The organism is Symbiobacterium sp. (assembly GCF_040797425.1).
Classification (GTDB): Bacteria; Bacillota; Sulfobacillia; order Symbiobacteriales; family Symbiobacteriaceae; genus Symbiobacterium.
The window spans coordinates 1-14714 of the sequence record NZ_JBFNEH010000067.1 but is presented as its reverse complement, the minus strand read 5'-3'; the positions used below and the strand labels follow the sequence as shown (position 1 = coordinate 14714).

The window sequence follows — 14714 nt, the reverse complement described above, 5'->3', positions numbered from 1 at the left end:
AGGTAGTCGGAGCCCTTGATGGTATCGAAGGCGTGCTTCTCCCAGTTGTCGTCCCTGCCGTTGGGGTGGTTGGCCAGCGAGCCGTTGATGCCGCCGGCGGCAGCCACCGAGTGCGAACGGACCGGGGGAAGCTGCGAGATGATCGCCACGTCGCTGACGCCGCCGTCGTGCACAGCAATGGCGGCCCTGAGGCCCGCCAGACCGCCACCGACGATGGCGACGCGATGCTTGATTTTCATGCCAGGAACACCTCCCGGTGCGTTCTAGTTGGCCAGGAAGGCCGCCAGGGCCAGCGAGCCGTAGCCGGCGGCCACTACGCCGATCGCGGTGAGAATCCAGCCGGCGGCGCGCCCTGCGCCGGGCCAGTAGTCCAGAATGATGTTGCGAACGCCGTTAAGGCCGTGGTAGAGGCCTGTCACCAGCAACCCGGCGTCAACCACCAGGTAGAGGGCGGACTGGAGGCGCATCTGGCTGTCGCCGAAGGTGATGACAGCCGTGGGGTCCACGAAGTGCATGACGCCAAAATGAATGGCCCCGAGCACCACCAGCACGACTGCCGTGATCCGGTGAGTGATCCAGGCCCACAGACTCCCTTTCACACCAAGTCACCTCCTACCGGGTTCGGCTCAGGCCGCCCACGGGTACGCCAGGAAACGCATGACGAAGAAGTAGCTGCCGACGGTGATGATCACGGCAGAGAGGGCCATGACGACCCAGAAGTTGCGCTTGTGCGTGTGCACTCCCCAGCCCAGATCCAGCAGAACCAGCCGGATGCCGTTGATGCCGTGGAAAACCAGCGCCAGGAAGAGGAACCACTCGCCGATGACCCAGACCCGCGCGGCCATACCGGCCATCTTGGCGGTGAATCCCTCCGCGCCGCCGCGCACCACCGAAGTGATCTCCCAAATATGCATCAGGAGGAAGAATACGATGGCGACACCGCTGATGCGGTGGAGCACATGCGACCACATGCCCGTCCGGTAATAGCGCGGATTCAGGTCTGCAAAGCTGCGTACCGTACGGCCCGGCTTGGAGCCTGCCCGTTCCATCCTCGTTCACCCCTTTCACGCGTCTGCTCCAAGTAGAACCCGAAAGGTCCACGCTCCGCAATTGCTTTGCTCTGAGATTGTCGGGAAATGAGCAGTTCGTCTACCTGCGGTAGTGCTGAATTGGGGCTCGGGGCTGGGCAGGGTCGGGCTTGACAGCGGGGCAATTCCTGTAGCCCGGCTTACGAGATTGTAAGGTTTCTGCCAGCAATCGTAAGACCGCGTCTATGGCTCCCCCGCTGACCGGCCGCTAGAATGCGGGGCGAGAACCAGAGAGCATCGGAAAGGGGACGGAACGTGCCTGTGGCAGAGCGGATCCTCGAGGTCGTAGACCTCACGAAGCAGTACGGCAGCCGGGGCAGCGTGACGCACGCGCTCAGGGGCATCAGCATGGCCGTGGACCGCGGCGAGTTCGTCGGCGTGATGGGCCCCTCCGGCTCGGGCAAGACGACGCTGCTCAACGTGATCTCCACCATCGACTCACCCTCCTCCGGCCGGGTGTGGATCGGCGGCCGGGAACTGACGGCCCTCCGACGCCGGGAGGTGGCCCGCTTCCGCCGGGAACGGCTGGGCTTCATCTTCCAGGACTTCAACTTGCTGGACACCCTGACGCTCCGGGAGAACATCGGCCTGGCCCTCTCCATCGCCGGGGCGCCGGCGGGCGAAATCGACCGGCGCGTGGCCGAAATGGCGGAGAGGCTGGGCATCGCCGATGCGCTGGACAAGTTTCCCTACCAGGTGTCAGGTGGCCAGAAGCAGCGGGCCGCCGCCGCCCGGGCCCTCATCACGGAGCCGGACCTGGTGCTAGCCGACGAGCCCACCGGAAACCTCGACTCCCGCGCGGCCCGGAGCCTGCTGGAGGCGCTGGCCGAGTTGAACCGGGATCTGCAGACGACCATCATCCTGGTCACCCACGACCCCGTTGCCGCCAGCTACTGTCAGCGGATCCTCTTCATCAAGGACGGCCGGATCTTCGGCGAACTGGTGCGCGGCGACTCGCCGCGGCAGCGCTTCTTCGATCGCATCCTCGCGGTGCTGGCCGAGCTGGGGGGTGGCGAGGCCGATGTACGCTAAGCTGGCCTGGCGGAACCTGCGGCGCAGCCTCAGAGACTACGGCATCTATTTCATGACCCTGGTGTTTGCTGTAGCGATTTTCTACGTTTTTAACTCCGTGCCCGACCAGCCTGCCTTCCTCAGCCTGTCCGAGAGCCAGCGGCGCCTGGCCCGGGGCGCCGTCGGGGCCATGGAGTGGGTATCGGCCATCATGACGGGCGTTGTGGCCCTGCTGGTCTTCTACGCCAACCGGGTGATCGTGCGGAAGCGCAGCCGGGAGCTGGGCACCTACCTGCTCCTGGGCATGGAGCAGGGCCACCTGGCCGTGATGATGCTGGTGGAGGTCGCGGCCATCGGCCTTTCGGCCCTGGGGGTGGGTGTCGCGGCGGGCGTCGCCGCCTCCCAGGCGTTCGGGCTGCTGGTGGAGCGGGCGTTTCACGTGACGGTGGTGGAGCGGAGCTTCGTCTTCTCGCCCCGCGCGGCAGCGGCCACGCTCGTGCTCTACGGGGCGATGTTCCTGGCGGTGGCGCTGTGGCAATCCGCCGGGGTCTACCGGCAGCGGCTGATCGAGCTCATCCACGATGCGCGGAAGAACGAGGAGATCCGGGTGCGGAGCCGGACGCTGGCCGTGGCGGCGGGGTTGCTCTGCGTGGCGACGCTCGGGACGGCTTATTGGCTCGCCGACCAGGTGAGCCGCACCACCGGCCTGGATCCCACCGACCGCCGCATCCCGCTGGGCGTGGCACTGGGGGTGGCGGGCACCTACCTGCTCTTCGCCGCCCTGGCCGGACTGCTTAGCGGCGCCCGCAGGCGCACCGGGGGATGGCTCGCCCGGGGGCTGAACCTTTTCCTCTACCGGCAGGTGACCAGCAAGATCAACACCCACGCGGCGATGCTGGCCACGGTCGCCCTCATGCTGACCTTCACGGTCTGCGCCATGTCCACCGGCCTCAGCCTGGGCGCGGTGGTCCGGGGCGCCCTGGGCGAGGATGCACCCTTCAGCTACGTCGCCCGGGCCCTTGAGCCGGACACGGACCTGAGCGGCCTGCGGGCGGTGTTCGCAGCGCACGGCGTGGGCGACGCCCAGGTGGTGGACGTCGTGGTGGTCGACACCGACCTGCGCGGAGCCGACCTGATGCTGCACGACGACGCCGAGCGCCTCCTGGCGGACACCGACATCGACTACATGGCCTGGATCGCGGTGCGGGCCATGCCGTACTCGGCGTACCGGAGCCTGCGGGCCCTCAAGGGCTACCCCGACGTACCCCTGCCTGCGGGCGGCTACCTGGTGCACGTCAACGGCGGTCACACCGATGCAGAGCGAAGCCATGCCGCGTGGGTGCGTGCCCTTGCGGCGGGCCACGCGGTGACGGTGGCGGGCGCCACACTGCAGCCGGCATCAACGCAGGTCTTCCAGGAGCAGATGGGCTCCGACGTCGCCGGCTACGGGCCGCTCCTGGTGGTGCCCGACGAGGTGACGAAGGCCCTGCTGCAGGAAGACCCGGACCGGGGCCTGCGGTATCTGGTGGCCGAGGTGCCGGGAGGGGAGCCCGCCGGCCTGTCGGACGCCGTCAACGCCTGGGTGTCTGCGCGGCCCTTCGAGCAGGGAATCTGGGTGAGTTCCCGCGCCGAGGTCCTGGGGCAGACTTACATGATCGAGGCGATCTTCATCTTCTTCTCCTTTTATGTGGGGATCATGTTCATCCTCATCTCGGCCACGCTGCTGGCCCTGCAGCAGGTGACCGACGCCCTGGAGCACCGGCAGCGGTTCGCGGTGCTGCAGAAGCTGGGCGCCGACGATGCCATGATCGACGGCACCATCGCCCGGCAGGTGGGGCTCTACTTCCTGACGCCGGTGCTGGTGGCCCTGCTGCACTCGGCCGTGGCGCTCACCGCCCTGAACCGAGCTCTGAAGGGGGAGACGGGGTACGAGGCGGTGGGGCCCGCGGCCCTGGCGACCCTGGGCGTCTTCGCCCTGATCTACGGCGCGTACTACCTGCTGAGCGTGCAGAACTGCCGGCTGCTCTGGCGGCCGCAGGAGCGGGGGTAGGCCGGCTGGCCGGCGGCTCTCTCGGGTGCCGGCGACCGCAGCACGGGCAAGCGGCCGCCTCTGGAAAGGAGCCCCTTGCAGCTTTTCTGGCATGTGATACGATGGACGCGCAAGAAGCTACAGGGGAGCTGACGCGAGTGAAGCGGGACCAAGCCGGGATGGCGCGGTACGAGGCCATCGCACTGGATCTGGCACGGCGCATCGCGAGCAACGAACTCCCGGAGGGCACCCGTCTGCTGGGCCGGTCGAGCCTGGCCGGAACCTACCAGGTGTCGCCGGAGACGATTCGCCGGGCCGTGGCAATTCTGCATGAGCGAGGGGTCGTCAAGGCCGTGGCCGGGTCCGGCATCCGGATCGTTTCGCAGGTAGCCGCACAGGAGTATGTGGACTCGGTCGCATCGCAGTGGCGGGTGGAGGAGGAGATCCGGGAGCTTCGCAAGCTGCTGCGGGAGCGGAAGCGGCTGGATGAACAGATCGAGAGCGCGCTGGACCGGCTGCTGAAGACCGCGGCCGGCGCCGTGGGCACCCGGCACGTGGACGAGCTGGTACTCGAACCCGGCTCGTGGGCAGTGGGCCGGTCGCTGGGCGAGATCCGGCTGCGCTCTTCTACGGGCGTCACCGCCGTGGCCATCATCCGCGGCGAGGAGGAGATCTTCTCACCCCCGGCCGACATGCGCCTCGAGGCCGGCGACGTGCTGACGATCGTGGGCTCTGACGCCGCCCGCCAGCGCTGTCGTGAGCTGCTTTCGGCCACCGCCGCCCCCAAGGGGGACGGGTGACGCGGGCGGTATTCGGTTTTTCCCCGAAGAGAGCGGGCATCGGCATGCGGTTCTGCGGGTACCGCCCCCAAGGGGATCTGGGCTGCCACCTGGCCATGAGGACCAGGGCGGCAGCCCTTCGCATCCCTGGGGCTGTTGACTCCGGGAAACTGTCGCAAAAGTCATACTTGGCCAGGGCGCCCACACCCTCCCACCGGAGTTGACAACTGACAACCCATGTATATAATATGAGGTTGTCGGCTTTTGACCGAACAGCCCAACGCTGAGTGACAGAAGGGGGATGTTCATGGTTCGGTTTGAGAATGTAACGAAGGTCTACCCTGATGGCACGAAGGCGGTGGCGGAGCTGAACCTGCACGTGGAGCGCGGCGAGTTCGTCTGCCTGATCGGCCCCTCCGGCTGCGGCAAGACGACCACCATGAAGATGATCAACCGCCTCCACGAGCCGACGTCCGGCAAGATCTACGTGGACGGGCGCGACATCTCCACGGTCAACCCCGTGGAGCTCAGGCGCAACATCGGCTATGTCATTCAGCAAGTGGGCCTGTTCCCGCACCTGACCATCGCCCAGAACATCGAGCTGGTGCCCAGGCTCCTGGGCTGGGACAAGGCCCGCCGGGCGAGGCGGGTCGACGAGCTGCTGCAGATGGTGAACCTCGATCCCGCCGTCTACCGCGACCGCTATCCGCGCGAGCTGAGCGGCGGTCAGCAGCAGCGCGTGGGCGTGCTCCGGGCCCTGGCGGCGGAGCCGGACCTGATCCTGATGGATGAGCCGTTCGGCGCGCTGGACCCGATCACGCGGGAGACCCTCCAGGACGAGCTGAAGCGGCTGCAGGCGAAGCTGAAGAAGACCGTCGTCTTCGTGACCCACGACATGGACGAGGCGCTCAAGCTCGCCGACCGCATCGTGGTGATGAAGGACGGCCGCATCCACCAGGTGGCCACGCCGGATGAGCTGCTGCGGAACCCCAAGGACGAGTTCGTGGCGCAGTTCATCGGCCGCGACCGGCTGGTGGCCTCGGCCGAGACGCTCACGGTGGCCGACATCATGATCCGGAACCCGGTCGCGGCGCCGCCCCACTTCGGCCTGGCCGAGGCGGTGGCCACCATGCGCAAGCGGCGGGTCAACTCCGTGCTGGTGGTCGACGAGGAGGAGCGGCTGCTGGGCATCGTGACCGCCCGGGCCATCGAGCGGGGCATCGCCAGCCATCGCACGCTGGGCGAGGTGATGGAGACCAACCTGGCCACCGTCACGCCCGACCAGCCGGTAACCCTGGCCATCCAGCGCATGCTCCTGGGCCGGCTGGAGTTCCTGCCAGTGGTGGATGAGCAGCGCCGGCTGAAGGGGCTGGTGACCAACACCTCGCTGGTCGGCACCCTCTCCCGCACCGCCGAGGCCAGGGGGGCGACGGCATGATCACCTGGGAGAAGCTCGGCGAGCTCACCCTGCAGCACCTGACGCTCTCGCTGTCGGCTGTGCTGCTGGCGACCCTGGTGGCCGTGCCCGGCGGCATCCTGCTCAGCCGGAACCGGCGCGCAGCCGACCCGATCATCGCGGTGGTGGGGATGTTCCAGACCCTGCCGGCCATCGCCCTGCTGGCGTTCATGATCCCGCTCATGGGCATCGGCAGCCGGCCGGCGCTGGCGGCCCTGTTCCTCTACGCGCTGCTGCCAATCCTGAGCAACACCTACAAGGGCCTGGTGAGCGTGGACCCGGCGGCGAAGGAGGCCGCCCGCGGCATGGGGATGACGGCCTTTCAGATGCTGCTGTTCGTGGAGCTGCCCCTCGCCTTCCGGGTGATCATGAGCGGCATCCGCACCTCCACGGTGCTCATCATCGGCTGGGCGACGCTGGGCGCCTACGTGGGCGCCGGCGGCCTGGGGGAGCCGATCATCAGCGGCTTTGCCATGGTCTCGCCCAGGCTCATCCTGGCCGGGGGCGTCCCCGTGACGCTGATGGCGCTGCTGGCCGACTTCCTGCTGGGTTACCTGGAGCGGAAGGTCACGCCGCGCGGCCTCCAGGTGTAGAAAGGGGGCACTCGGAACATGCAACTGTTGCAGGAGTTGATCACCTACGTCGGGGATCAGTGGCCCCGGCTCCTGGGGCTCACCGTGCAGCACGTGAAACTGGCCCTCGTGGCGGTCCTCTACGGCGTGGCGGTGGGCGTGCCCGTGGGCTACCTGATCAGCCGGTTCCGCAGGCTGGCGGAGCCGGTGCTCTGGGTGACCAACGCCATCCAGACGATCCCCGCCCTGGCGCTGATCGGCTTCGCCATGCTCATCTTCGGGCTCAGCCCCGCCACGGGCATCTTCTGCCTCTTCCTCTACAGCCTGATGCCGATCATCCGGCAGACCTACACGGCCATCACCTCCATCGACCCGGCCGTGATCGAGGCGGCCACGGGCATGGGGATGACCCGGTGGCAGATCTTCCGCATCGTGCAGCTGCCCCTGGCGCTGGCGGTGACCATGGTGGGCATCCGCATGGCCGTGGTGATGTCCATCGGCACCGCGGCGATCATGTCGCTGGCCGGGGCCGGAGGGCTGGGTTCCGAGATCTTCGCCGGCATCGACCGGGTGCAGGACAAGATGATCCTCGCCGGCGCACTGCCGGCCGCGCTGCTGGCCATCCTCGCCGACGCGGGCATGAGCGCCCTGGAGCGCCGGCTCACGCCCCGGGGGCTGCGGCAGGCGTAGCGAAACGCAGACTACGGGGGCGCGCCGCTGTGAAGGCTGCGCCGGGCCCCGAACAGCGGAACGGCCAAGGCGCCGACGCCACGGGCGCCGCCTGCGGCGGGGCGCAACAGGACCCGTGGAAGGCGCGACCGCAGGGCCCCCCGCGAGGCCTGACCCCGTGGGAACCCCGACGCAATCCTACGAAGGAGGGATGATCAGACAGTGTTGAAGCACCGTCTGTTCTGCGCAGCTACCGGACTTCTCCTCTCCGTCGCCCTGCTGGCGGGGTGCGGCGGGGCCTCGGCTTCCAAGGGGACCGGCGACACGATCGTCGTCGGCTCCAAGGACTTCACGGAGAGCATCCTGCTCGGCGAGATCGCCGCGCAGCTCATCGAGAACCGCACCGACCTGAAGGTCGAGCGCAAGCACAGCCTCGGCGGCACGTCCGTTAACTTCAACGGGCTGAAGAACGGCGAAATCACGCTCTACGCCGAGTACGACGGCACGGCCTACGGGCCGATTCTGGGCCACACCGAGCCCATCGCTGACCCGGCCAAACTCCACGAGCAGGTGAAAAAGGAGTTCGAGGAAAGGTTCCGCATCACGTGGAGCGAGCCGCTGGGGATGAACAACACGTACACCCTGGCCGTGCCGAGGGAGATTGCGGAGAAGTACAACCTGAAGACCTACTCGGATCTGCTGGTGGTCGACGATCAGCTGGTCTTCGGCACCACCAACGAGTTCATGGGGCGACAGGTGGACGGCTACTACCCGCTGGTGGAGACCTACGGCTTCGAGTTCAAGCGCGTGGCCACCATGCAGACGGGGCTGCGCTGGAAGGCGATCGAGACCGGCGAGATCCAGGTGATCGACGCCTACGCCACCGACGGCAAGCTGGTGGAGTTCGACATGGTCATCCTCGAGGACGACAAGCACTTCTTCCCGCCGTACAACGGGGCGTACGTGGTGCGGATGGACGCGGTGGAGGCCCACCCCGAGATCCTGGACCTGCTGAACGAGCTGGGTGGCCTGCTGCCGGACGAGAAGATGCAGCAGCTCAACTACCGGGTCGACTCGCTGGAGGAGCCTGTGGAGAAGGTCGCGCGCGACTTCCTGGTGGAGCAGGGACTCATTGAGCCGTAAGCGGCGGGCGGTAATCTGGCACGATGGAAACGGCGGGGTTGAAGAACCCCGCCGATTACCTTTACTATGTGAAAAGACCAAGCGTGATACGGAGGAATCGTCGTGGACCTCTGGTTGCAGAGCGTGCGCGCCGCGTTGGCGGCGCACTGGGTCGCCTGGGCGGTCTTCGCCGGCCAGTTGCTGGTGACCTGGTTCGTGGCCCGGCTGGCCAAGCGGCTTCTGCGGTGGGTTGCGAACCGGCTGGTCAACCGGTCGGAGACCACCCTGGACGACCGCCTGGCGGAGGCCGGAACGCCGGCCGTGCGCTGGGTCATCTTCGCCCTGGGCCTGCGCCTCGCCCTGACCTCGCTGGGCAGCGCCATCCCCGCCTTCCAGGCCGGCGGGCGGTACCTGGTGCAGTTCACGATCGCCGCGAGGATCGTGGAGGCGCTGATGGTGTGGGCCGTCGCCGTGCTGGTGAACGCGCTGATCGCGGCGGCCCTGGACTGGTACCTGAGCGAGTTGGCCGGGCGGAGCGGCGGCACCTGGGACCGGGAGCTCGGGCCGATGGTGAAGAAGGCGGCCATGATCATCATCTACTTCTTCGCCTTCTCAATCATCCTGGATCTGTTTAACATCTCGATCTCCGCCCTGATCGCCACCGCCGGCGTCGCCTCCGCGGCCCTCGCCCTGGCGTCGCAGGAGACGCTGTCGAACATGCTGGGCGGCCTGGCGATCGTCATCGACCGGCCTTTCCGGGTGGGCGACTGGATCGAGCTCACCGACGGACGGGTGGGCGTGGTGACGGAGATCGGCCTGCGCACTACCCGCATCCGCCAGTTTGACGGCACGGCCCTGGTGGTGCCCAACAAGGACATGGCCAACACGCGCGTGATCAACTACGCGCTGCCCACGCCCCAGGCGGCGATCCGGCAGACGATCCGCGTCACCTACGACACCGACGTGGAGAAGGCCAAGCAGATCCTGCTCGACGTGATGCAGAGCCATCCCGAGGTGCTGAAAGATCCGGCCCCCGGCGTCTGGCTTACCACCTTCGACACCTACTCGCTGAACCTCTTCATGAGCTGCTGGGTCGACTCGTACACCAACCGGTTCCGCGTGACGGACGAGCTGAACATGCAGATCCTGCGGGCCTTCCGGGAGAACGGCATCACCATCGCGATCCCGGCGCAAGATATCCGTGTTCAGGAGAAGGAGGATCTACGTGGCGAAACAGTGGAGCGCACCGCCCCCGATGGAGATCGACCCCGCGAAGCGGTACCGGGCCACCCTCAAGACCAGCAAGGGTGACATCGTGATCGAGCTGCTGGCGGACGAGGCGCCGCTCACCGTCAACAACTTCGTCTTCCTGGCCCGGCAGGGCTTCTACAACGGGGTGAAGTTCCACCGGGTGATCAAGCCCTTTATGATCCAGACCGGCGACCCTACCGGCACCGGCCGGGGCGGCCCGGGCTACACGTTTCCCGACGAGCTGCCGCCGCGCCACCCCTACGAACCCGGCATCGTCGCCATGGCCAACGCGGGCCCCAACACCAACGGCAGCCAGTTCTTCATCTGCTCAGGCCCCCAGGCGGCCGGGCTGAACCAGTATCCCCACTACACCCAGTTCGGCCGGGTGGCGGAGGGGATGGACGTGGTGCAGGCCATCGCCTCGGTGCCCGTGACGCTGTCGTTCGGAGGGGAACGGTCACGGCCCCTGGAGGACGTCCACATCGAATCGGTGACCGTCACCGAGGAGTGAGGCTGGGCCCCTGCGGCGCAGGCTCTGCGCCGCAGGGGCCGGCGCGTCGACTCCGGCCTGCCGCCGCGTGACGGCATCCAGACCTATCCTTAGATGGGACTGTTGATAAAGTACAGATAGCGAAAAATGAGTCTCGCGCCACTCAGGGATACATGATATAATCACATGTAGTCGCCATCCAGGCGACCCGTGGTCGCAGAAGGCTGGCTGTAGCGGTGCGGTTAGCCGGAAGCGGCCACAACCCCGGCCGGAGTGGTGACCCGGCCGGGAGCTGGACGAGGGAACGGGTGGCCCCTCATCCAGCACGGACTTCCCCGACGGAGGGGTGGTGGCCCTCCGTCAGCACACGCAGGGGGCGAGACGTCCGTCTCGCCCCCTGCACCCTTATTTTTCATCACCAATGATAATTTCCATATGCTCTTTTTCGTGCCCGGGACTTGCATATATATACGACCGGGTGTATATTCTTTCTCGACGTCTTAGAGAACAGAGGCATAAGGGGAAGATGAAGATGAAGCAGATTCGCGCCCTGGCCGCGGGGCTGATCCTCGCCCTGGCGCTGACTGCCTGCGGCGGTGCGCAGTCAGGGCAGAGCAGCAACGTCCCGGCGCAGCAGAACGGACAGCAGGAGGCCTCGCAGACTGAGACCCCCGAGACGGGAACCCCGCAGAACGAGACCCCGGCGAACCACCTGGAGGAGATCAAGTCCCAGGGTAAGATCGTGGTGGCCACCAGCGCCGACTACCCGCCGTTTGAGTATCACGCCCTCATCGATGGCAAGGATAAGATCGTCGGCTGGGAGATGGAGCTGGCCGAGGCGATTGCCGCCGAGCTGGGCGTGGAGCTGCAGATCAAGGAGGGCATCTTCGACACGCTGCTCCTTGACCTCGCCGCCGGCAAGGCCGACATGGTGATCTCCGCCATGACGATCACCCCCGACCGCCTCGAGTCGGTCGACTTCACCGATCCCTACTGGATGACCGCCCAGTCGGTGCTGATCCGGGGCGGGGACGCGGAGAAGATCGCCAAGGCCGAGGACCTGAGCGAGAAGCGGGTCGGCGTGCAGCTGGGCACCACCGGCGAGGTCGCGGCCAAGGAAGTGGAAGGGACCGAGGTGCGGTCTTACGAGCTGTTTGAGGCCGCCGTGCTCGACCTGGTTTCGAACCGCCTCGATGCGGTGGTGGGCGACTACGCCGTGGTGAAGAACTACGCTGCATCCCAGCCCGGCCTCACGGTCGCCTTCGAGCTGACCCGGGAGGAGAACGCCATCGCCATCCGGAAGGGCGACGACGAACTGCGGGAGGCCCTGAACGAGATCCTGGCCAAGCTGAAGGAGAACGGCACCATCGATCAGCTGATCGAGAAATACGAGGTGGCACCGCCGCCGGAGTACAAGGGCGAGTAGCAAGCTTGCCCAGCACCCGGCCCCCAGGTCGCCCGGGAACAGGCGATCTGGGGGCCTTTTGAGGGGAGAGCACTCATGCGCTGGGACGTGATCCCGAAGTTTATTCCGGTTATCTTTGAGGGAGTCAAGATCACCCTCCTGGTCTCCGCCCTCGGCATCCTGTTCGGCACGATCATCGGCTGCATCGTGGGCCTCGTGCGCAGCCAGAAGCCGAAGCATCCGCTGCTCCGGATCATCTACTGGCTGTTCACCCTCTACGTGGAGGTCGTGCGGGGCACGCCGTTCCTGGTGCAGCTGTACCTGATGTACTATGGCCCGACCTTCCTATTTAACATCGACCTGCCCGGGCTGACGGCGGGCATTATCGCCCTTTCGCTCAACAGCGGCGCCTACGTGGCGGAGATCGCCCGCGGGTCGATTGAGTCCATCGACCGGGGCCAGATGGAGGCCGGGCGCTCCCTCGGCCTCTCCTTCGGCCAGACGATGTGGTACATCATCCTGCCCCAGGCCCTGCGCCGGGCGCTGCCGCCGCTGGCCAACGAGTTCGCCTCGCTCATCAAGGAGTCATCGGTCATCTCGGTGCTGGGCATCGCCGACATCATGTTCAAGTCGAAGACGGTGGGCACCGCACACTTCGCCGTGTTCCCGGCGCTGCTGGTGGCGGCGATGTACTACCTCATCCTGACCGGCATCACGTCGCAGCTGGTCAAGGTGCTGGAGAGGAGGATGGGCAAGAGTGATTCGCGTTAGGAACCTGCAGAAGTCCTTCGGCAAGCTCGAGGTGCTGCGGGGCATCGACCTGGACGTCGGGCGGGGCGAGGTCGTCGCACTCATCGGCCCGTCCGGCTCCGGCAAGTCGACCCTGCTGCGCTGCCTGAACCTCCTGGAGACACCCACCGGGGGTACCATCGAGGTGGATGGCGAGGAGATCACCGCCCCGGGCTTCGACGTGAACCGGCTGCGGCAGCGGGTGGGCATGGTGTTCCAGCACTTCAACCTCTTCCCCCACATGACGGTGCTGAAGAACGTCTCCCTGGCGCCCGTGCTGACACGCCGCCTCACGCCCGAGGCCGCCGAGGCCAAGGCGCTGGAGCTGTTGGAGCGGGTGGGGTTGAAGGACAAGGCCCACGCCTATCCCGACAGCCTCTCCGGCGGCCAGAAGCAGCGCGTGGCCATCGCCCGGGCCCTGGCGATGAACCCCGAGGTGATGCTGTTCGACGAGCCCACCTCGGCCCTCGACCCGGAAATGGTGAAAGAGGTACTGGAGGTCATGAAGGCGCTGGCGCTCGCGGGCATGACCATGGTGGTGGTCACCCACGAGATGGGCTTCGCCCGGGAGGTCTGCGACCGGGTGCTCTTCATGGACGAGGGTCTCATCGTCGAGCAGGGCGAGCCGCAGCAGATCTTCACCCAGCCGGCGCACCCCCGCACGGTGGCGTTCCTCCGGGCGGTTCTGTAGGGGGGTCTGCGATCACTGGCTCTTCGAGCAGCCCCGGCTCATGAATGTCCACGGGGAGGCCCTCTCCGACCCCCTGCGTGCCTCGCTCGAGGCGCTGGAGGCCGCCGGGGTGGAGCCCCCACCGCCGCCGACGAGCGCATGCTACCGCCCCGCCCCGGGGCTCCATCCCCGGGCGGGGCGTTTCGCGTACTCGCCCTCGGTGGACGAGTTCCAGATACCGAGGTTGAACCCGTGCTGCAGCTCCCGCCGGCGCTCCTCGACCGGGGTGGGCGGGAAGAGCATCACGATGAGCAGCGCGGCGCAGATCAGGAGTACCATGCGGGCAGCCTCCTTCCGGTGCGTTCGCTCTGAGCATACCGGGAAGGGGCTCCGGCCACATCGGCTCGGGGGGAAGTCTTTCGTGGGTCGATGGGGCATGCGCCCACTCGGCCTCGGGGGAAGTGGCCCATCGGCCCTGGGGACGATGCGTGGTCGTCCCCTCGTGCCGGTTCGGGGCGCCCTGGCGTCGCCGGAGGCGCGCCGGCCCCGGACGGGATGCGACGGCGAACCGACCCGCCGTCTCGATGCGTGCGGGGCTACGGTGGCGGAGCGAACCCGGGAAGCTGCGGCGACCCCACCGGGGCGCCCTCGGCTTTCGGGAGGCACGTCGGGAGCCTGCCTGGAGTACCCTGTGCTGCCCGGCAGGTGGACAGGAAAACAGGGGGCAGAATTTCCCCCTATTTTTCGGCGATTAGGGGGCCCGAACTCCCCATTTCCGCCACCCGAAGCGTTCCGCATCGGGCCGGTTAGACAGACTTCGACGCATTTGTCGCCCAGATCGACGGCGATCGACAGGGGCTTTCCCTGGCAGGACCCCTCCCGGCGGCCGTCGCGGGGAGATAGGGGGCAGATTTTCCCCCTATCGGCCCGAAAATATGGGGCAAGATTTCCCTGGAATTTCTTAGGAACCTGCCTCGCGGTCCTGGCGACCGTCGATGGTCGCGCGGCGGTCGAGCGGATGCCCTGGCCCCTGTCACATCTCTTCCCGCCCGGCGCGGCGATCAAGCACAAGCCCCCGTCTCCCTTTCCGGGCGACGGGGGTCCGGGTGTCAGTCCAGGATTCCGAACTGATGACGGTACCGGGCGCACTCTTGCTCCAGGAAGCTGATCACTTTCCCCAGGCCGTGCAGCGGGCGGAGCGGAACGCCCTCAGGGATCAGCTGGAGCATGCGGTCCAACCGCAGGTCCTCGGGACGCACCTCCACGAGGGTCACCCCGTTCCGCTGCGAGAGGCCGATCTTGACCATGTCGTTGTTCCGCTGCCTGGCGAGGGCCGCAGGGTCGGACTGGCGCTTCGTAGTCTGGTAGTGGTGGGGGCCGTGG

17 protein-coding genes are annotated in these 14714 nt (G+C 67.1%); 12 read left to right on the top strand and 5 right to left on the bottom strand.

Annotated elements, in window-relative coordinates; translation table 11 throughout:
* From AB2385_RS15330 to sdhC, 3 genes are all read right to left on the bottom strand, one after another.
* Positions 1 to 239, bottom strand: a 239-nt coding sequence (locus tag AB2385_RS15330) for an FAD-binding protein (RefSeq protein ID WP_367655885.1), incomplete at its 3' end; no start/stop codon positions are given.
* 24 nt (positions 240 to 263) lie between these two features.
* The gene (locus AB2385_RS15325; RefSeq protein ID WP_367655884.1) at positions 264 to 599 is read right to left on the bottom strand and encodes a succinate dehydrogenase hydrophobic membrane anchor subunit; all 336 of its coding nucleotides are present in this window, start codon (positions 597 to 599) and stop codon (positions 264 to 266) included.
* A 27-nt stretch (positions 600 to 626) separates the two neighbouring features.
* Entirely contained in the window at positions 627 to 1049 is a 423-nt protein-coding gene (gene sdhC / locus AB2385_RS15320) for a succinate dehydrogenase, cytochrome b556 subunit (protein ID WP_367655883.1), read from the bottom strand.
* 294 nt (positions 1050 to 1343) lie between these two features.
* Between sdhC and AB2385_RS15315 the strand changes: the two genes are divergently transcribed.
* The 12 genes from AB2385_RS15315 to AB2385_RS15260 all read left to right on the top strand — a co-directional run bounded on the left by AB2385_RS15315 (position 1344) and on the right by AB2385_RS15260 (position 13352).
* The gene (locus AB2385_RS15315) at positions 1344 to 2120 is read left to right on the top strand and encodes an ABC transporter ATP-binding protein (RefSeq protein ID WP_367655882.1); all 777 of its coding nucleotides are present in this window, start codon (positions 1344 to 1346) and stop codon (positions 2118 to 2120) included.
* A complete protein-coding gene (locus AB2385_RS15310) occupies positions 2110 to 4149 on the top strand; it encodes an ABC transporter permease (protein WP_367655881.1) in 2040 nt (679 codons plus the stop codon). Before AB2385_RS15315 ends, AB2385_RS15310 begins: the two co-directional genes overlap by 11 nt.
* 137 nt (positions 4150 to 4286) lie before the next feature.
* Positions 4287 to 4928 (top strand): TrkA C-terminal domain-containing protein, encoded by a 642-nt coding sequence (locus AB2385_RS15305; protein WP_367655880.1) that lies wholly within the window; start codon positions 4287 to 4289, stop codon positions 4926 to 4928.
* Positions 4929 to 5214: 286 nt separating this feature from the next.
* Complete coding sequence (locus AB2385_RS15300; protein ID WP_367655879.1) at positions 5215 to 6345, top strand: ABC transporter ATP-binding protein; 1131 nt, start codon at positions 5215 to 5217, stop codon at positions 6343 to 6345.
* Positions 6342 to 6956: an ABC transporter permease gene (locus AB2385_RS15295; protein WP_367655878.1), complete on the top strand. Its 615-nt coding sequence runs from the start codon at positions 6342 to 6344 to the stop codon at positions 6954 to 6956. Before AB2385_RS15300 ends, AB2385_RS15295 begins: the two co-directional genes overlap by 4 nt.
* Before the next feature lie 18 nt (positions 6957 to 6974).
* The gene (locus AB2385_RS15290; protein ID WP_367655877.1) at positions 6975 to 7625 is read left to right on the top strand and encodes an ABC transporter permease; all 651 of its coding nucleotides are present in this window, start codon (positions 6975 to 6977) and stop codon (positions 7623 to 7625) included.
* A 201-nt stretch (positions 7626 to 7826) separates the two neighbouring features.
* A complete protein-coding gene (locus AB2385_RS15285; RefSeq protein ID WP_367655876.1) occupies positions 7827 to 8747 on the top strand; it encodes a glycine betaine ABC transporter substrate-binding protein in 921 nt (306 codons plus the stop codon).
* A 102-nt stretch (positions 8748 to 8849) separates the two neighbouring features.
* Positions 8850 to 10037, top strand: coding sequence for a mechanosensitive ion channel family protein (locus AB2385_RS15280; RefSeq protein ID WP_367655875.1), 1188 nt, complete (start codon positions 8850 to 8852; stop codon positions 10035 to 10037).
* Positions 9952 to 10488, top strand: coding sequence for a peptidylprolyl isomerase (locus AB2385_RS15275; RefSeq protein ID WP_367655874.1), 537 nt, complete (start codon positions 9952 to 9954; stop codon positions 10486 to 10488). The genes AB2385_RS15280 and AB2385_RS15275 overlap by 86 nt, the downstream gene beginning before the upstream one ends.
* A 511-nt stretch (positions 10489 to 10999) precedes the next feature.
* Positions 11000 to 11893, top strand: coding sequence for a basic amino acid ABC transporter substrate-binding protein (locus tag AB2385_RS15270; RefSeq protein WP_367655873.1), 894 nt, complete (start codon positions 11000 to 11002; stop codon positions 11891 to 11893).
* Between the two features lie 75 nt (positions 11894 to 11968).
* On the top strand, positions 11969 to 12643 hold the full coding sequence (locus AB2385_RS15265) for an amino acid ABC transporter permease (RefSeq protein WP_367655872.1): 675 nt from the start codon (positions 11969 to 11971) through the stop codon (positions 12641 to 12643).
* On the top strand, positions 12630 to 13352 hold the full coding sequence (locus AB2385_RS15260) for an amino acid ABC transporter ATP-binding protein (RefSeq protein WP_367655871.1): 723 nt from the start codon (positions 12630 to 12632) through the stop codon (positions 13350 to 13352). The genes AB2385_RS15265 and AB2385_RS15260 overlap by 14 nt, the downstream gene beginning before the upstream one ends.
* 141 nt (positions 13353 to 13493) lie before the next feature.
* On the opposite strand, the gene AB2385_RS15255 is transcribed toward AB2385_RS15260, so the two are convergent.
* Positions 13494 to 13670, bottom strand: coding sequence for a hypothetical protein (locus AB2385_RS15255; RefSeq protein WP_367655870.1), 177 nt, complete (start codon positions 13668 to 13670; stop codon positions 13494 to 13496).
* 770 nt (positions 13671 to 14440) lie between these two features.
* The coding region (locus AB2385_RS15250) for a hypothetical protein (protein WP_367655869.1) at positions 14441 to 14714 on the bottom strand (274 nt) is incomplete at its 5' end.